The organism is Pedobacter hartonius (assembly GCF_900107535.1).
Lineage (GTDB): Bacteria > Bacteroidota > Bacteroidia > Sphingobacteriales > Sphingobacteriaceae > Pedobacter > Pedobacter hartonius.
Window position 1 is genome coordinate 403,875 of record NZ_FNRA01000001.1, and the last position, 19,664, is coordinate 423,538.

At 45.3% G+C, this 19,664-nt stretch carries 9 protein-coding genes and 1 pseudogene; 5 read left to right on the forward strand and 5 right to left on the reverse strand.

Annotation, left to right across the window (positions count from 1 at the left end; translation table 11 throughout):
* Nucleotides 1-65 precede the first annotated feature (65 nt).
* Nucleotides 66-1,346: pseudogene (locus BLW16_RS23615) on the reverse strand (aldehyde dehydrogenase family protein).
* 167 nt (nt 1,347-1,513) lie between these two features.
* Here BLW16_RS23615 and katG point away from each other — a divergent pair.
* The 5 genes from katG to BLW16_RS01875 all read left to right on the forward strand — a co-directional run bounded on the left by katG (nt 1,514) and on the right by BLW16_RS01875 (nt 10,802).
* Nucleotides 1,514-3,790, forward strand: a complete 2,277-nt coding sequence (katG, locus tag BLW16_RS01855) for a catalase/peroxidase HPI (protein WP_090554576.1) — start codon at nt 1,514-1,516, stop codon at nt 3,788-3,790.
* A 426-nt stretch (nt 3,791-4,216) separates the two neighbouring features.
* Nucleotides 4,217-5,386: a hypothetical protein gene (locus BLW16_RS01860; RefSeq protein WP_090554578.1), complete on the forward strand. Its 1,170-nt coding sequence runs from the start codon at nt 4,217-4,219 to the stop codon at nt 5,384-5,386.
* A gap of 148 nt (nt 5,387-5,534) precedes the next feature.
* Complete coding sequence (locus BLW16_RS01865) at nt 5,535-6,860, forward strand: paraquat-inducible protein A (protein WP_090554579.1); 1,326 nt, start codon at nt 5,535-5,537, stop codon at nt 6,858-6,860.
* Between the two features lie 45 nt (nt 6,861-6,905).
* Entirely contained in the window at nt 6,906-8,264 is a 1,359-nt protein-coding gene (locus BLW16_RS01870) for a paraquat-inducible protein A (protein WP_090554581.1), read from the forward strand.
* A 165-nt stretch (nt 8,265-8,429) separates the two neighbouring features.
* Entirely contained in the window at nt 8,430-10,802 is a 2,373-nt protein-coding gene (locus BLW16_RS01875; RefSeq protein WP_090554582.1) for an ABC transporter permease, read from the forward strand.
* Between the two features lie 52 nt (nt 10,803-10,854).
* On the opposite strand, the gene BLW16_RS01880 is transcribed toward BLW16_RS01875, so the two are convergent.
* From BLW16_RS01880 to BLW16_RS01895, 4 genes are all read right to left on the reverse strand, one after another.
* Nucleotides 10,855-13,122 (reverse strand): GH92 family glycosyl hydrolase, encoded by a 2,268-nt coding sequence (locus BLW16_RS01880; RefSeq protein ID WP_090554584.1) that lies wholly within the window; start codon nt 13,120-13,122, stop codon nt 10,855-10,857.
* 16 nt (nt 13,123-13,138) lie between these two features.
* The gene (locus tag BLW16_RS01885) at nt 13,139-14,284 is read right to left on the reverse strand and encodes a glycoside hydrolase family 76 protein (protein WP_217631498.1); all 1,146 of its coding nucleotides are present in this window, start codon (nt 14,282-14,284) and stop codon (nt 13,139-13,141) included.
* Between the two features lie 64 nt (nt 14,285-14,348).
* Entirely contained in the window at nt 14,349-16,160 is a 1,812-nt protein-coding gene (locus BLW16_RS01890) for a RagB/SusD family nutrient uptake outer membrane protein (protein ID WP_090555175.1), read from the reverse strand.
* Nucleotides 16,161-16,170: 10 nt separating this feature from the next.
* Complete coding sequence (locus BLW16_RS01895) at nt 16,171-19,515, reverse strand: SusC/RagA family TonB-linked outer membrane protein (RefSeq protein WP_217631499.1); 3,345 nt, start codon at nt 19,513-19,515, stop codon at nt 16,171-16,173.
* Nucleotides 19,516-19,664 lie beyond the last annotated feature (149 nt).

The following is a 19,664-nucleotide window of genomic DNA, read 5'->3' on the forward strand; positions in this document are numbered from 1 at the left end:
AGCGTTATTCTATCCACCATGCTGATGCATAGAATAACGCTTTTTTTATTTCAATTTCCGGCTGGCTACATCGCTATGGATTTAGTTTCCGTAAAAACTTCCAGGCCGGCGGAGCCATACTCCCGTCCTACACCACTTTGTTTGTAACCACCGAATGGGGTGTCAAAGCCTGCCTGCGCACCGTTGATGCTGAAAACCCCTGTCCGGATCTGCCTTGCAATCTCCAGGCCTTTTTCTTTGTCAGCCGTCCATACAGAACCCGAAAGGCCATAAGGATAATCTACTGTAGGTTTTACGTACCATCCATTCTCAAATTCAGCGCCCAGGGGTTTACCTAAACCACCTGTAGCAATAGCAGCACCTTCCTGCAGACCCAGTTCGAGGTAAGAATTGACGCTCTCGTATTGTGTCTTGTTAAAGATCGGACCCTGAAAGGTTTCCGGGTCTGCCCGGTCACCTACCCTGATTGCGGCCACCATTTCGGCCAGCGCATTACTGATTTCTTCATATCTGCTTTCCGGTGCAAGAATACGGGTTTGCCCTACGCACATCTGCCCGTTGTTAGCAAATGACAGGAACTTTAACTTTTCTACGGTATCCGCCAGATCAGCATCTTCGAGAATAATGGCGGCCGACTTACCGCCCAGCTCCAGGCTGAGGCGTTTCATCTGTTGTCCGGCGATCGCAGCAATTTACTGTCCGGCACGGGTGGAACCGGTAAATGAGATCTCATCTATACCCGGATGGCGTACCAGGTATTCGCTCACTTCGCGTTCAGCAGGAACGATATTCAGCGCGCCATCAGGCAGACCTGCCTCTTTGAACAGTTCTCCGAGGGCAATGCCATCTAAGGCAGTAGCCGGCATAGGCTTGAACACCACCGTGCAGCCGGCAAGAAGAGCGGGGATCATCTTGACCAGTGCAGATTGCTGAGGTGCACTCCAGGGAATAATTGCAGCCACTACCCCTACTGATTCACGGCGTATCAAATTGGTACCACCTGTTGCTGAAGGCTGCCGCGATTCCCAGGTAAAGGACTTAGCTGCACGTAGAAAAGCATTTGTCTGCTCGGTAACTGCATGTTGCAGCATTCCTGTAAACCAAATGGGTGCTCCGTTCTCTGCTGTAATTAACCCGGCCAGTTCGGTGGCATGGCTGCGATGTATACTATTGAACTTCTCTATCACTGCAATTCTATCTTCCGGGCTTGTTTTAGGCCAGGGCCCATGATCAAATGCATCACGGGCGGCAGCAACGGCAAGATCAATGTCCTGCTCTGCTGCCAGCAAAGTATAACTTGTTATGGATTGGTCATGTGGTATCCTTATTGCCGATATTTTATCCAGACGTTCAGGTTTATTGTTGTGAAACGTTCAGGCAGGTGATGGACCAATAGACTTTAACTATTAAGTATAGAATTAATTGATTATGATTATCACATCCAATATCATAAATTTATAATGTTTTACAATTAGCGAGGCTCAAATAAGAATTGAATATAAAACTCACAACGATGGAAACAGAATCAAATGACATCAGTAAATGCCCATTTCATAACGGCAGTATGAAACACAATGTTGGCGGTGGCGGAACCCGCAACCACGATTGGTGGCCGAACCACCTGAAGCTGAACATTTTGCGTCAGCACTCCTCTTTATCAAATCCGATGGGTGAAGATTTTAATTATGCAGAGGCTTTTAAAAGTCTCGACCTTGCAGCTGTAAAAGCAGACCTTCATGCACTGATGACTGATTCACAGGATTGGTGGCCTGCAGACTTTGGACACTATGGTGGTTTGTTCATCCGTATGGCATGGCACAGTGCCGGAACGTACCGTGTAGGTGACGGACGTGGTGGTGCCGGTGCAGGGCTGCAGCGTTTTGCACCACTGAACAGCTGGCCTGACAATGTAAGTCTTGATAAAGCCCGCAGGTTGCTCTGGCCCATTAAACAAAAATACGGCAACAAGATTTCATGGGCTGACCTGATGATCCTAACCGGAAACATCGCACTGGAATCAATGGGCTTCAAAACTTTTGGTTATGCCGGCGGGCGTGAAGATGTATGGGAAGCGGATGAATCTGTTTACTGGGGATCTGAAACTACCTGGCTGGGCAGCGATCTGCGTTACGCACACGGCTCGCCCGGTGTGCAGGAAGGTCATGGCGTACTGGTATCTGACGAAGATGCCGGTGGCGACATCCACTCCCGTAACCTGGAAAAACCGCTTGCAGCTGCCAATATGGGGCTGATCTATGTGAATCCTGAAGGTCCTGACGGGAATCCTGACCCGGCTGCTTCTGCTAAAGATATCCGCGATACCTTTGGCCGTATGGCGATGAATGACGAAGAAACGGTTGCACTGATAGCCGGTGGCCACAGCTTTGGAAAAACCCACGGTGCCTCCACTGCTGACCATGTTGGCAAAGAGCCGGAAGCATCTGACGTAGAACTTCAGGGCTTCGGCTGGAGCAACAGTTATGGTTCCGGCAAGGGAGCGGATACGATCACCAGCGGACTGGAAGTGACATGGACCACAACCCCAACCCAATGGAGCAATAACTTTTTTGAAAACCTTTTCGGCTTTGAATGGCAGCTGTCTAAAAGTCCTGGCGGCGCACACCAGTGGGTAGCCAAGGATGCACAGGCCATCATTCCTGATGCGTATGACAGCACAAAAAAGCATCTGCCAACCATGCTGACTACCGACCTTGCTTTAAGGGTTGACCCGGCTTATGAAAAGATATCAAGGCGCTTTCTGGAACATCCGGAGGAATTTGCAGATGCCTTTGCACGTGCCTGGTTTAAATTAACACACCGCGACATGGGTCCTCTTGCACGTTACCTGGGCCCGGATGTACCACAGGAAGAACTGGTCTGGCAGGATCCTCTTCCGGCAGCTGACCAGGCCCTGATCAATGACGGAGATATCGCAGCATTGAAGGCAAAAGTGCTGGAATCAGGATTAAGTGTACCTGAACTGGTTTCTACAGCCTGGGCTTCGGCATCTACCTTCCGCGGTTCTGACAAGCGTGGTGGTGCCAATGGTGCACGCATCCGCCTTGAGCCGCAGAAATACTGGCAAGTCAATAATCCGGTGCAGCTGCAAAAGGTATTGAATGTATTGGAGGGTATCCAAACTGAATTTAATAGTACACAGGCCAACGGTAAAAAAGTTTCCCTGGCAGACCTGATTGTTCTGGCAGGTTCGGCAGCCGTAGAAAAGGCAGCGAAGGATGGCGGACATGACATTACTGTCCCTTTTACAGCGGGACGTACCGATGCCTCACAGGAACAGACCGATGTGCAATCATTCGGTTACCTGGAGCCCGCCGCTGATGGTTTCCGTAATTACCGCAACACAAAAGCTCCAGTATCTACGGAAGAGTTACTGATAGACAGAGCTCATTTGCTCACACTGACCGCACCTCAGCTGACAGTACTGGTTGGCGGCCTGCGGGTATTGAACACGAATTTTGACGGATCACAAAATGGTATTTTCAGCTCGCGCCCGGGTGTGCTCACTAACGATTTCTTTGTAAACCTGCTTGACATGGGCACGAAATGGAAGGAAGTTTCCGGAGATAAAGAAGTTTATTTGGGAAGCGACCGCGCTACCGGCAACGTAAAATGGACAGGCAGCCGTGCAGATCTTGTATTTGGCTCTAATTCAGAGTTGAGGGCTATTGCTGAAGTTTATGCAAGCGCAGATGGCCAGGATAAGTTTGTCAATGACTTTGTTGCCGCCTGGACTAAAGTGATGAACCTGGATAGGTTTGACTTAAAATAATCATCAATCTTTGATTTATAGATAATATCTATAAAAAATTAGTATATCATTAAGGCACCGGAGTCCGGTGCCTTTTTTATTTTATCAGTTCCTTTTTGCCCTTTCGTATTTTCAATAGAATAAGTCGATCTCTAAACTTTTAGATTTGATTGATCAATTATTTTAACCTTTACTTCCATCAATTATAAATATATATCAGCTTTTGCTATATATTTTACCATAATAGCGATTTTATTACTCATTTTTCAAATTAAATCAGCCCTATAATCAAACTAAAAACAGACATATAAGCCTCATAAAGACACAATTTAAAAAAAACAGAGACTTTAGCCTCAAAATAAAATTTAATCTATTTATTTCTACGTTTAATTGCAGACAACTGTTATATTTGACACCTCCCACTCTATTTATTCCCTTACAAAGTTTATGAAACAATACGCTTGTACAAAAGAAATCGCGGAAGCGGCTAATCGTCATTTCGAAAGGGAAGTATACAATTTTTTGTACACTTGGGTACACGATCATGAGGACGAAACACTGCTCCGTTTTGATCAGCCATTGGAGCAGTACCTTGAAAATGATGCCCTGCGGGACTTCTTTTTGAATACGCAACAGTCAATGCAGAAGCTGTTGAAAAACCGCTTCATAGCCTGTCACCTTGGTAGGCGTGTGGGAGCCGTGTATTTTGATCCGGCTAGCGGAGATCCTTTACTGGCGCCTACGGAACAGCGGATATACAACCTGACCCGCAGGATGGATACTGAGCGCATGCACGTTCCGTTTCGTTCGGTTCATCCTAATAAACAGACTGATGCAGGTGATACGGCCGACATCAGCAGCTACCCGGTTAATTCAGAAGAAATCAGGTACAATAGCGGCAATCATTTTATCAGTTGCCCGGCCAATAGCAATGTATTTGATGAAAACAGTAAGCACTGCACGGCAAAATCAGAAGGCAACCTGCACGTGCTTTTCAAACGCGGATTTCTGGAAGACCGGCTGCATGATGTAAAGGTACTTACCGCCGCCATGCATGAGGCAGGTGAGACCCAGCCACAATTTTTTGTCATATACAGCAGACATTCACTTCAGGAAGGACATTTTGGGACCTCCCTTGTGATTATGGACCCATCAAACTCCGAATTTCCCAGGCGCGTTCTGGTTTGTGATACCCTGCTGAAGGAGCTGCCGCAGCATCCACGCTGGTGGAATCACTTTATAGCGGAATTTTCGCATGTGTTTGGTGATGCAGTAACGGAAATCGTGGAGGACCTTTCGCATCCGCTGCAGAAGGTAAATATCAAAGGTGATGCCCCTTACCGTCATGATTGGGATTGCCCTTACTATGCGGCCAGTATGGCAGATGCACTTTCGGATTTAGTGAAAAACAATACCGCACTCCCTTTAAACGGAAGCGCGGCCGATATCCATAATGCGATGAAAGACCTCATGCAGGATTATTATCAGCCAGATCAGGAAATCAAGGACAGAGCGGGCATCCAGCACAGTAACTTGTTAAAGCGATGGAAAAGCGGACGCGAACTGATCAAAGAGCTGGTGCTCGAGAACAGCCGCAAATCATCCTACGAACTTTAAACAACTGAACATAACCCTGTAAGGCATTGACCAGGTGCAGATACAGCTCCCCTGAGATATCGCACTCTTAAAACGTGTATTTTTTGTAAGCGGCCAAACATCTGCAGAATTTTCCGGTTATATGGCATTCCACTAATGCTAAACTGATTTGGCCGAAGAACAACACACCTATGCCGTTAAGGAATTTAACGTCACGAAATTATTATTAATCCTCGGCCTGAGCATCCTGTTAGCCGGGGAAGGCTATTTTGGCTTCCGTTTATATACGCTTTCACACCAGCAGAAGGAAATTAAGGAAGATTACTCCGATGTGAATAATATCACGCTCGGACTTTTTTCTGTAGACCAGTGGCATGACGAAGTAGCCGGCATCATCAACCACCAGGTTCGTCACTTCACCATGACCCGGAAACAAAAAAGGCAGCTTCAGCTGGAAGTGGAACAAATTATCCTGGCACTGATCAATAAAGCCGAAGCACTGGTCAACAAACCCCAGACATCCGTAGGCGGAAAGCTGAAAAAATTCGCCATCAAAACTTTCGTTAATACCGATAAGATCAAAGCTCAGGTCCCCGCTTTTGCGAAAACTGTAATTGCGAAGGTTGATAACGGTGAGAATAAAAAGCAGTTGAGCACAATGGCCATGGGTAAGTTCACAGCGATGGAACATAGTGGGTATTTTGACAGTACTGCGACGGTGAATAACGCCATAACCGGTAAAATGTACCGCAAATACCACGCTTCCTCTCCCGATGAATTTAACAGTAAAATAACCGCATCGCTGGGCAGCATCAGGACGACCACCTATAACTACTCGTTTGGGATGCTTGGCTGTATCGTGGTTGTTTTATCACTGTGGTGGATATTCCGGAAACGGGTAGAGCTACACGCCACACTTTTTGTGATGTCGCTGATGTTTGCCTTTATTCTACTGGCAGTCGGTTTAACCGCATCGATGATTGAAGTGGACGCGCGTATCAGGTCGCTCGACTTTGTATTATTGGGGGAACATGTGGTTTTCAAAAACCAGGTGTTATTCTTCCAAAGTAAAAGCATCCTTGACGTCGTTGAGATCCTGGTGAAACAGCCTGAGGTGGATTCGATCCTTGTCGGTATTTTGATCCTCATTTTCAGTATCCTCTTTCCGATCATGAAACTGAGTTCTACCGGTATACACTTACTGGGCAAAAAGAAACTGGCGGAAAATAAATTTATCAAATACTTCGCCTTCCAATCAGGTAAATGGAGTATGGCGGACGTGATTGTTATCGCCATCATGATGACCTATATCGGCTTAAATGGATTACTGGAAAACCAGTTATCCAGCCTGAACATCCGCAGTGATTTTTTAACGATCATCACCACTAATAATACGGCTTTGCAGCCCGGCTTTATCATATTCATCAGTTTTGTATTATACGGACTTATTTTGTCTACCATTCTGAAGTTTATCACACCGCATGATTCGCATTAGATTCTGCCAAATCCAAAGTTCAATTACAATCTAATCCATAAGACATTGACAACCCAGCAGACCACCACAACGCCTAACACATTCGGACTGGCCAAGATCATACTCATTCTTGGATTAAGCGTCCTGCTTTGCGGCGAGGCTTACTTCGGCTACCGTCTGGATGCACTTTCCACTGAGCAGGAGCAGATCAAAGAGGACTATAGTATGTCGAATAACATTACATTCGGACTTTTTTCTGTGGATCAGTGGCGTGACCGGATATCGGCAGTGGTAGATCGACAGGTACACGGCTTCAGTATGACCCGCGCACAAAAGAAAGCCCTGCAGGCCCAGGTGGAACAGCAGCTTCATGGCCTGATCAATAATGTGGTTAAGGAAATCAATAAACCTCAGGAATCTTTCAGCGGTAAACTGAAAAAATTCGCATTCAACAACCTTGTGAATGCAGATCAGATACAGGCACAGGTGCCCTCCTTTTCGAAAACGATCATTGACAAAGTGAACAGTCCTACCAGTACAAAAAGGCTGAAAAATATCGTTACCAGTAAAATTGATCAGCTTGAAAAAGAAACTTATGACAGTACCAGTGTAGCCAATGCTGCCGTTACAAAATACCTGTACCGTAAATACCACGTTTCTGGTGTAGCTGAATTTGATAAACGGATCAATTCGCGGTTGGCTTCCATTAGAACAGTCACTTACAACTACGCTTACGCCATGCTGGGCTGCGTTGCGCTAGCACTTGGTTTATGGTGGCTGATGAGGAAACAGGTGCAGCTGCATAAGACGCTGTTTGTCATCTCGCTATTCTTTGCATTTATCCTGTTGGCGGTAGGCATAACAGCGTCTATTATAGAGGTTGATGCACGTATCCAAACCCTTAGTTTCACGCTTCTGGGCGAAAAAATAGCCTTTGAGAACCAGGTATTATTTTTCCAGAGTAAAAGTATACTGGGCATAGTGGAAACGTTGCTGAAACAGCCGAAGCCCGATGCCATCGTGGTAGGCGTCCTGATTCTTGTATTCATCATTGTGCTACCTGTTTTAAGGATCATTGCGAAGGGCATTCATATCCTGAGCGGGAAAAAACTGGCTGAAAATAAGGTGGTGAAATATCTAACTTTTGAGTCGGGCAAATGGGATATGGCCGATGTTATGGTAGTAGGTATCCTGATGACTTACATTGGCCTGAATGGCATTTTACAAAGCCAGCTGTCTAATTTGAATATCCATAACAGTTTCTTAAACACCAACACGGTCAATGATACCTCGCTGCAACCCGGGTATTTCATATTTGTTGGTTATGTAGTGTTTGAAACTATTTTGTCATACCTTTTAAAACGCATTGACCCTGTATTGCAGCATGTCGGCGAAAGTGATCCTGAGCAATTGCCACTGAGATGATCTCAACTGTCCGGCAGTGTACGCTTAGCGTCCGATAACGAACGCTCCTATTACTTCGTTAAAATTAACTCACTGTACAACAACTGGTTAAAATATTATCTACTCTTGGCATAAACTTGGTAAATTGCAGATCAATCGTATTACACAATTGATAAAAAAGCTGCTATGTTCAAACTCAATCTTAAAATCGCGTTGCGCAACCTCTGGAGAAACAAAACATCTTCTGTTATTAATATTGCTGGCCTTGCGGCTGGCTTGTCGGCCTGCCTACTTCTCCTCCTGTATATCAATTACGAAATGAATTTTGACCGTCACTTCAGGGATGCAGACAAAATTTATCAGGTGATGACCAACTTTCAGGATGCTTCCGGAAAGATTACGAGCACGGGAGGCTCTCCGGGAGATGGGATTGCAATGGCCATTAAAGCTGAAATACCTGAGGTGGACGTCATTGCCCGGATTGGCGGTTTTGATCAATCGCTCATAGCAAATCAGCAAAAAGGGTTTAAGAAAACAGATCTCTTTGCCGACCCGGATATCCTGAAGGTTTTCAATTACGAGTTCATAGCCGGCAACCCCAATTCTGCGCTAAGTACACCAGATGCTATTGTGTTGACTGAGACGACTGCAAAGCTTTTATTCGGCACTACAGATGTACTGAACAAAACGGTCAGGTATAAAAACTCTAATGATTTAAAAGTTACCGGTGTGATTAAAGATCTGCCTGCCAATACTTCAATCAGGTTTGACTATTTGATGCCCTGGTCTTTTTTTGAAAGCATCAACGAATATGTCAGAAAACCGAGCTGGGGAAATTTCAACTTCCTGGCAATGGCCAGGGTTAATGATCCGGACAAGATTGACCTGGTCAATGCTAAAGTGAAAAAGCTGTTCAATGCAAATTATACCGACCAAAGGAATGAGAACTTCTTATTCCCTCTGTCAGACAAACATCTGCATGGTGAGTTTATGAACGGCAAGAGCGTGGGCGGCGATATCGCGCGTATTTATCTTTTTATGGCATTGGCATTCGGAATTTTGCTGGTTGCCTGCATCAATTTCATCAACATGGCTACTGCCAAATCAGAGCGCCGGGCAAAGGAAGTGGGTATCAGAAAAACTATCGGTGCTACACGCAGTTCTTTGATTATCCAGTTCCTGACCGAGACTATAGTGCTCACTATGGTGGCTGTGCTGATAGCTGTCTGCATCGTTGAAGCCAGTTTACCTGCATTCAAGAACCTGCTGGGTATGGAGATTACAATTGCTTATGACAACACAAGCTATTGGCTGGGCATACTGACGGTAGCATTGCTGACCGGCCTTTTGTCAGGAACCTATCCGGCATTGTTCCTTTCGTCCTTTAACCCTATCCAGACCTTAAAAAAGAAAACAGCTAGGGCAAATCTCATTCCTATTAATTTAAGGCAGGTACTGGTGGTCGTACAATTTAGCTTTGCCATTATGCTGATCATAGCCACGCTTGTGATCTACAAACAGGTGCAGTTTATAAAAAACAAACCGGTGGGATACAATATCCATTCCCTTGCGGAGGTGCTTCAGGATGGTGAACTGAACAATAAGTTTGATCTGTTTAAAGAGCAGGTGCTCAAAAGCGGTGCAGTGACATCCGTCAACAAGTCGTCCCGCAGCATGACTGACGTAGGCAGTTGGTTTTATGGCTTTAAATGGCCCGGAATGGAAGAATCAGGGAAAGAAATTGTTTTCAACCGCCTGGAGACCCACTATGATTTTGTGAAGACAAACGGTGTGGAGATGGTATCAGGGCGTGATTTCTCCAGGGATTTCGCCTCAGATAGCGCAGGAATTTTACTGAGCAGTACTGCCGTGAAGGCGATGAAGCTTAAAAATCCTTTAGGAATGAACGTAACCCTCTTTGGCAGCCAACTAAAGGTTATCGGTGTTTTTAAAGATTTCATCTGGGATTCTCCGTATCGTTCCGGACGCCAGATGGTGATCATCTTCAATAAAAATCCCGGAGGAGTCATTAATATGCGGCTAAATCCTGTTAACAGTCTGAGTAAAAATATGGAGATGATCTCAGGTATTGTCAGAAATATCAATCCGGAATTTCCGATAGAGGTTAGGTTTGTAAATGATCTGTTTGCCAATAAACTGCAGTCAGAAAAAACACTGGGCATTCTGGCCAACCTATTTGGCGGCATCGCGATACTGATCTCCTGTCTGGGGCTTTATGGCCTGGCTGCATACACGGCAGAACAGCGTACAAAAGAGTTTGGCGTACGCCGTGTTCTGGGTGCTTCAGTTGGCAATATCATGAAACTACTCTCCACTTCTTTTCTGAAAATGGTGTTCATCGCTGTATGTATTGGTGTACCGCTGGCTTATTCCCTGATGAACAGATGGCTCACAAGTTTTGAGTTCAGGACAACCATATCACTGGCAATTGTATTGATAGCAATAGCGGGGATTATAGTCATTGCATTTTTGACGGTGGGTTTTCAGGCTTACAAGGCTGCAAAAGCCAACCCTGTTGAAGCCCTGAAGTACGAATAAAGCAAGTTGTGTAAAATTAAGGCACCGCAATACGGTGCCTTTTTTATTTCAATTACTCTTTTCCGCTGAGTGAAAACGGTTGATCTGCCGGAGCCAGTCCGCGGGTAAGTGCAGGACTGGCTGACATTTCAAGTTTTAAGACACCCCCTTTGAGAAAGTTCCCATGTGTCAAATAATTATGCGTGAACGGCTCGCCGTTTAACGTTGCAGATTGAATATATACGTTTTCTTTATTATTTGCCGGGGCATCAATTACGAATTTTTTCCCATTTTCCAGGTTCAGCGTGATCTTCTTAAACATCGGGCTTCCCAGAACGTACTGGTCTGTCCCCGGGGTCACACTATAAAAACCCATTGCACTCAGTACATACCAGGAACTTGTTTGCCCCTGATCTTCGTCACCAGGATAGCCGTTTTCAGTTGCATTGTACAATTTGCTCATGATCTCCCGGGTATGATACTGGGTTTTCCAGGGCTGTTCTGCATAAGTGTAAAGATAAGCCATATGCTGAATAGGCTGGTTCCCATGCGCATACTGTCCCATATTTGCCATTACCATCTCCGTCATTTCGTGGATCATGCCCCCATAACTTCCAACATTGACCCTGTTAGGTTCAGAAAAAACAGAATCCAGCTTCGCTGTAAAATTCTGATTCCCACCCATTAAGCTGATCAGCCCATGGATATCCTGCAATACTGACCACTGCCAGTGCCATGCATTCCCCTCTGTAAAGGGGCCTCCCCATTCTGCAGGGTCAAAATTCGGTTTCCAGTTACCTGCACCATCTTTCCCCCGCATAAACCGCGTTGAAGGATCATAGACATTTTTATAGTTATACATCTGGCGTTTAAAAATATCAGCGTAAAAATCCCTTCCAGTCATTTTTGCCAGGTTATATCCGCAAAAATCATCATAGGCATATTCCATGGTCTTTGCGGTAGCCTCTCTGAATTGCGGATAGGGTACATACCCCAGCTGATAATATTCCTTCCATCCGTCGCGCCCATTTGCCGGCCCCCAGGGACCTTTATGGGTAGCCTCATGTAAATAAGCTTTCAGTGCGAGATCGGGATCAAACGTATGAATCCCCTTTGCCCAGGCATCTGCGAGTAAGGAAATAGCATGGTTGCCGATCATACTGCCTGCCTCACTTGGAAATGACCAGGATGGCAGCCAGCCGCATTGCTGATAAGCTTCAAGCAGGGCATTCATATATCTGCCGTGCATTTCCGGATGAATGAGCGTGTTCAACGGGAACTGGGCCCTGAAGGTATCCCAGAAGCCGGTATCTGTAAACATGTAACCAGGATGGATTTTGGCATCATAGGGACTGAAATAATAAGGTTTTCCATCCTTATCTATTTCATAATATTTCCTGGAAAACAAACTGGCCCTGAAAAAACAGGAGTAGAACGTTGCTTTGTCTTCTTCTGAACCACCTTCCACTACTATTTTCCCGAGCGACTTATTCCATACCCCTGCCGCCTTCGCTTTGGTGTCTTCTAATGTATGATCCTGTCCCAGCTCATTGATCAGATTCAGGGCAGCCTGTTCTTCACTGATATACGAAGAAGCCACTTTTACCTGGACTTTGGATCCGGCCGCAAACTCCACATAAGCACCTTTGCCCTCTCCTTCCGCTGCTGTGGCATTGGCCTGAACAGTATTTACTTTGTTCTCCCAGGTACCATAAGACTTAAAAGGATGATCAAATACAGCGATAAAATAGTTCCGGAAACCTTCCTTAAATCCTTCTCCATTGTGTACATAACCAGTGATTTTATTTTCTTTCGGATAGATCCTGATGCCACTCATGCCTGTATAACCATCTAAAACCAGGAAGCTTTTCCTTCCCTTAGGATAGCTGAAGCGCAAATGTGCGCCACGTTCTGAAGGAGAGATTTCTGTAGTAATATTATTCTTAAATTTTACCTTATAATAATTTGGTTTAGCAATTTCATCAGCATGACTGAACTCAGCTTCGCGGTCATTCTCGTTCAGGGTCAACCGGTCCGTCATCGGCATAAATGAGAACACAGCGTAATCGCGGGTCCATGAACTGCATTGATGTGCCTGCTGAAACCCACGGATATGATCTTTTTGGTATTGATATTTCCAGCCATCACCATTTTTTCCGGTTTGCGGGGTCCAGGTATGCATACCAAAGGGCAGCGCAGTAGTAGGATAGGTATTTCCCCTGGTCAGTTCATGCCTGGAGTTTGTGCCCTGCAAAGTATTTACATAGCTTACAAGATCTTTATGTTGTGCAGAGGCAGCATAACTCCATAAAAAGATAAAAATTACTGATTTAAATTTCATTTGTATGTATGTTAATTTAAATTGGGTTAAATAATTGCATAAAAGCAACTGCACTACTCGATTCGTAGGATTGAACAATACCAGTTGGGCAAGGAATTTTGTAATTTCTGTGCATGATACCACGGCTTTGGTCGCGGTTTTGCCAGGCAGTATTGATATTGTTGTCTATCCATGTGGCATATTGTCCTGAGGTGTCTTCCGGTAACAGCTGGATCAGGTACTGTGCCAGGATCGCTTTCAGGACTCCCTGCTCATTAAAATCACCTTCTGCCGGCAGGATACCATTACTATCGCTCATCGTATTTTTCACGTAATTTGCACAAAGTTTTGCATCAGCCAGGTAACTCTGTGTACCGGTAGCTTTATACAATGCCATTGCAGAACCAATACAGGTTCCGTAATTGTAGGTATAATCGGCATATCCAGGCACGTTTCCTATTTTATTGTCGGCCACTCTCCCGCTATTCGTATCAAATAAATTGGCCCTGGACCAGGCGTAAATGCTTGTGGCTTTGGTAAAGTATGCTTCATTTTTGGTCACTGCATAAAGCTTCATTGCTGCGATCACAGTAGGATAATTGATACAGGAGTTTTTTCCGCTATGTTGAAAATCCCAGAACATACCTCCTGCTACCGGATCATATGAGCCATTCCACACCCTGTCGAATCCAGCTTTCGCTTTATCCAGATAAACGGTATTACCGGTGATCTGATAGGCATTGGTTAAAGCAATGACCCACCACATCATATCATCATATATAAACCAGGTAGTGGTATTGTTCCAGTTGTAACCGTCATACCTGTTAAAACCACCGGTATAGATATCGTTTATCATTTTCAGATCAGCCGGATCTTTAGTACGCTGGTAGGCATTCATGACCATATCCCAGTAAATTGCCTGGGTCCAGATCGCTCCTATCGAATTCCTTTCTGTAGTTGCATAGTATAATTTATCTGTGCTGCTGTAGTAGATGTTATTAAAAGAATGGAATGCTGCAGTGGCATCGGCTGGCGTAAATAGCTGTTTTTTTGTCAGCAGAGCTGAAGGTTCAGTTACTTCTGTTGCTTTTTTACTGCAGGAGGAAATGCTGCAGGCCATCATTGTCACCAGTATTATGTAATATCTTTTACGTAAAAAGAAGAAATGGATCATATTCATCATTAACATTTTAGATGGTTTAAAGGCCCGGAAGATCCTTTCTTCCGGGAGTCAATTCAGTTTATTATTACCAGCCTGGGTTTTGAACCAGCAGGTTATCAGAGTTCACATCTTTTGATGGTATCGGGAACAAATAATGCCGTTTAGTAAATACCCTGGTTTCAAACGGGACAACCCTCAGGAAATCTGGCAGGTCTGCGCCAATATTCAGTCCCGGCATCGGGCCGTTGTCGGTCTGTTCTGCGATTTTCCATCGGCGTGTATCAAAGAAGCGGACATTCTCAAAACAAAGCTCTACCCTGCGTTCCTTCCTGATCGCTTCGCGCATAGCTGACTGGTCTTGCGGAACAGCAAGGTTTGCCGAACCATATTGCGGGATACCTGCCCTCTCCCTGATCAAGTTCACATACCGGAGGATATCCGGATCGCCAGGTGTGGACTCATTGAGGGCTTCGGCATAATCCAGATACACATTGGCGAGGCGGTAGAGAATAACAGGGCGGTTGTTCTCGTCCCATTTGCCTAAGCCCATGGCTTTACGTACTACATAACCGGTAGGGCAATAATCGCCACCTCCGGTTTTTTTACCCGAATTACCTGTATTATACAACCTTGTGGTAATTAAACCATTGTTTACGTTTAACCAGATGCTGTTATCATAAGTAATATTTACATAAAAACGTGGTTCACGGTTCACCCACTGGTTATACACGCTCCTTGCTTCCGGAGCGCCCACCGGTTTATAATCCGTAAAACCTGAGGTTACATAACCGGAGGTCGCGTCATCAATACTTTTACCATTCGCCATAAAAAAGGCATCAACCTGTCTCTGGGTAGCGCCCAACGCACCTGAAGCCCTGGAATCAGAATTTGAGCCGCTATGGTACGGAGTAATTTCATACTGACGCGGACCTACAGATGAGCCAGGACGTGCAAAAATCACTTCAGAATTCCATTGAACCAGGAATACATTGCGGCAGGACAGGTAAGCTGCCAGGGCCGGATCAGCATTGGCTTCTTTATAGAGGCTATAGGTACCGCCAAACTGCGTCAGGAAATCTTTATAGGCATCACTTGCTTTTTTCCATTTGTTCAGGTCAGAAGTCTGGCTCACCAGCGGCTTGCCATCTTTATTCTTGAGGGCAGCCAGGTCGCCGTTTCCATTATATAGCGGACTTGCGCTTAAAAGCAGGGCCTGGGCTTTAAAAGCAAGTGCAATTCCTTTGGTGATACGCCCGTAATTATTATCATTAGCCGGCGCAACCGGAAGGCTGGCCGCTGCGGTTTGCAATTCTGTGGTGATGTAATCGATACATTCGTCAAAGGTATTACGTGGCAAACGGAAGCTGTCAGCAGATGCGTCCGGCTCAATCACATTTTCACCAACAATGACTACTGGCCCATATAACCGCACCAGATAAAAGTAATACATTGCTCTTAAAGCACGGGCTTCTGCCTTGTACTGAACGATAAGTTCCGGTGAGATATCCTGGTTCACCTTATCGATATTGGCCATAAAGAAACTGGCAGAACGGATTGCCCTGTAGAAGTTATTCCAGTAATTATTGACAAAATCAGAATTTGAATCCCAACTGCCCAGGTTCATATTATTGCTTTGCACAAAACTCCACAGAAATTCGGCTTCATCTGATCCCCCTGTCCACATTCCTGCGTTGCTGGCACCAGCAGGATTACGCTGGCCAAATTCATCTGGCACACTGGAATAGACATTGTTCAGAAATTTTTCGGCCGTTGCCCGTGTTGTAAAGGTCTGGTCTAAAGTTAACCTGTCATCAGGAACCTGATCCAGAAATCCCTTTTTACAGGAGGTAGCCATTGTTAAACAGCTGATCACTAAAATATAAATATATCTTTTCATCTCAATTCTATTAAAATTTAACATTCAGACCAAGCGACAAGGTGGCATTGATAGGATATTTGGAACCATCGGCCGTATTGTTACTGTTATTTGTATTCAGTTCAGGGTCCCACAACTTGAAACCACTCCAGGTGAATAAATTGGCACCAATGAGGTAGATCGCAGTGTTACCCACATGCATTTTTTTCGACAGGCTTTTCGGCAGGTTATAGCTGAGCTGGGCAGATTTCAACCTGATGAAATCAACTTTTTTAATCCACCATGAACTGTTCTGTACATTGTTGAAATTCTGGTCCTGTCCAAAAGCTAAACGCGGATAAAACACATTCTGACTGGGATTTTCAGGCGTCCAGCGGTCTGATATAATTGCGTATGCGTTACTCAGTCCGCCATTTCCGTTAAAAGGCTGTATGGCAGACCCGCCCAGGGCAATGTCAGCACCGCTGATCCCCTGGAAAAAGGTACTGAGGGACAATCCTTTATAACCAACGTTTACACCAAAGCCATAAACTTTATTGGGCACATCTCCCCTTCCGATCTTCGTCTGGTCAAACGAGTTGATCAGGCCATCGCCGTTCAGATCTGCATATTTGATGTCCCCCGGTTTCACGAGCGACTTAGATCCGGGAACGGGACTGGCATCAATTTCTGCCTGACTGGTAAACAACCCGAGAGCCTGATATCCATATCTTGCCAGGATATTATTGCCCTTGTGGTTCATCCAGGGGTAGGGCTGTGGAGGCAGATCGTCCTCAATCAGTTTATCCCGGTTATAGGTAAAAGTTCCGTGGAAACCCAGGTCTACCTGTCCCAGTTTGGCATTATAGTCTAAAGTCAGGTCAATACCCCTGTTATCAACAACCCCAAGGTTGCCATAGGGCTGGGAGATCAGCCCGACATATCCCGGAATGGATTGCCGCTGCAGGAAGATACCGGTCCTGTTCTCCTTAAACAGATCAACGATCAGGCTCAGGTTACTATTCAGTGCCTTAATTTCTATCCCCAAATCCTGCTTGCGTGATTCGGCCCAGCGGATATCCACGCCGTAGTCACTTACCTGGATTCCGCCCGGGTTATTGAAATTCTTACCCAGCTGATAACCTGTTGCACCATCAGAGACCAGTGTTAAATAGGCAAAGCGACGGCCCACCAAACTGGCATTGGCAATTCTTCCTATCCCTGTTTTTCCATTGGAATACCTGAATTTCAGAAAGTTAATTACATTCTTTACAGGCTCAAAGAATTTCTCATTAGAGGGCACCCATCCCAGACCAAAAGCCGGAAATGACCCATACCGGTGTTGCGGGGAAAAAAGTTCCGCACCGTTGTACCCAAAGTTAAGCTCCGCAAAGTAGCGGTCGTTGTAAGAGTAGGTAACGCGGGTAGCCAGACCAATCTGGCGGAATGGAATGGAAGACGTAAAATCACCAGCGAAAGGATAAACCTGATCAATAGAATAGCCCAGTGCCAGTCCGCTGATGCGATGTTTTCCATACGTCCGGTCGTAATTGACCGCAGCCTCATTGTAAAACTGACGGTTTCCGTCCCTTGAGGGATCATATCCCAGATAATTTTGCATACTGGTAAAAGTTTCCTGCAGGTTTAAACTTCCATCGGGCTTATAAGGTGAATCAGTACCAGGCACGTTGACGGGGAAGTAGGTGCTCTGTCGCTTGGACCTGTTCACATCGTTACTGTTTTTTGAATCAAACGCTACCATAGCTGTTGCACTTAAGCCTTCTGTAATAAATTTCAGGTCCTGTGTTACTCTCAGATTTGTATTGAGCAAGCTCTCGAATTCAGTTCTGTAACCGCGTGTAGTTAAATCTGCATAAGGATTTCTAAAACCTCCGTTAGATGATTGTCCGGGAACAAAGCCTCCGGGATACATGATAGGGTATGCCACCGGTGATGCATCCAAAGCAGAACGGAAGATATCTGCGGTATTGATCGACGGGTAATTTCCGGTAGAGACATAACCCTGAATACCCAGGTCCAGTTTTGTAGTGCCGGTGAGTTTCAGATTAAGGTTACTGGTAAAATTGTACCGTTTAAAATTGAGATCTGAATTGTACTGTGACAAGTCATCAGTCTTCAGGTAACCTGTTTCATTGTAATAAGCAAGTGAAACATAATATTGCGCATTGTCTACACCGCCCGAAGCATTTAAGTTCGCTCTTCTGGTATGGCTGTATTTATTGAACAGCGCATCAATCCAGTCTACATTTGGATACAGAAGCGGGTCTGCACCTGATGCAGTTTTATTGATATAATCCTGTGTGTAAGCAGCAGGCAGGCCCCTGCCTAAACTTGCTTCATTGGCAAGGTTCAGATAGGTGATTCCGTCAGCCAGTTCAGGACGGCGTGTAAAAGTGCTGACGCCTTCATTGTAATCAAACAGGATCTGTGGTTTTCCCACTTTGCCTACCTTAGTTTTAACAATGATTACCCCGTTTGCTCCCCTCACGCCATATACTGCTGTACCGGACGCATCTTTCAATACGGTGAAGGATTCAATATCCTCCGGGTCAATATTATCGATTGATCTTTCTACCCCATCTACTAGAACCAGCGGGCTGCTTGAGTTTCCGCCAAAAGTTGCAATACCACGAATGTATATATCAGCTGTTGTTCTGCCAGGTTCACCACTTCTCTGTACCCCTACTACCCCTGCAAGCCTGCCCGCCAGCGATTGCGTCACACTTCCTACCGGTTGTTTGAGTTCTGTTCCGGTGATGGTAGATTGTGCACCGATCAGCGATACTTTACGCTGAGTTCCAAATCCCACTACAGCAACTTCTTCCAGCGCGTTGTCATTGGGTTTGAGCTGTATTGCAATCGTCTTTTGGGTACCTACTGTGATTTCTCTGGTATCGTATCCAACATAAGTAATCACCAGTACCGCCTCTTCGGAAGGTACATTGATGCTGAAACTTCCGTTTACATCAGTAGCAACGATGATCTGTGTTCCTTTTACCCTCACACTCGCTCCCGGAATCGCCAGTCCTTTCTCATCTTTTACGAGACCACGGATGACAATCTGAGCCGGTTGTTCAGAAAATGTGCTGTTTTTGGTCAGCAGAATCGTTTTATCAACTATGTTGTAATTAATATTGAGTTTCCTTAAACAAGCTGTCAACGCCTCTGCAAGCGTTGCATTATGTAAGTCTACCGAAACCATTTCTCTAGCCGGGTCGAAATCACTGCTGAGAAAAACATAGCCGGTCTGATTTTTTATACTCTTCAATACCGCAGAAAGCGGCTGATTATTTTGTTTTAAATTAATTCTTTGCGCCACGACGGAAGCGCTTGCCTGTACGAGGGCTATCATGAGAATGAAAGTTGTAAGTTTCATGATCAATAGCAGTTTAGGGCATATCTTTAGTTTAGACATACCAGGGTTGAAAGCATTTATTTTCATACTTTTGATTGGGTTTGGGTTAATGCAGAAATTCAGATTTTTTCCGGTTCATGATCGGATTGGGTTAGCTCAAATCTTCCGCC

Coding starts and splice junctions, on each gene's coding strand:
- BLW16_RS01895 (WP_217631499.1), bottom strand. CDS start 19,515: ATGAAACTTACAACTTTCATTCTCATGATAGCCCTCGTACAGGCAAGC.
- BLW16_RS01860 (WP_090554578.1), top strand. CDS start 4,217: ATGAAACAATACGCTTGTACAAAAGAAATCGCGGAAGCGGCTAATCGT.
- BLW16_RS01880 (WP_090554584.1), bottom strand. CDS start 13,122: ATGAAATTTAAATCAGTAATTTTTATCTTTTTATGGAGTTATGCTGCC.
- BLW16_RS01890 (WP_090555175.1), bottom strand. CDS start 16,160: ATGAAAAGATATATTTATATTTTAGTGATCAGCTGTTTAACAATGGCT.
- BLW16_RS01885 (WP_217631498.1), bottom strand. CDS start 14,284: ATGATGAATATGATCCATTTCTTCTTTTTACGTAAAAGATATTACATA.
- BLW16_RS01875 (WP_090554582.1), top strand. CDS start 8,430: ATGTTCAAACTCAATCTTAAAATCGCGTTGCGCAACCTCTGGAGAAAC.
- katG (WP_090554576.1), top strand. CDS start 1,514: ATGGAAACAGAATCAAATGACATCAGTAAATGCCCATTTCATAACGGC.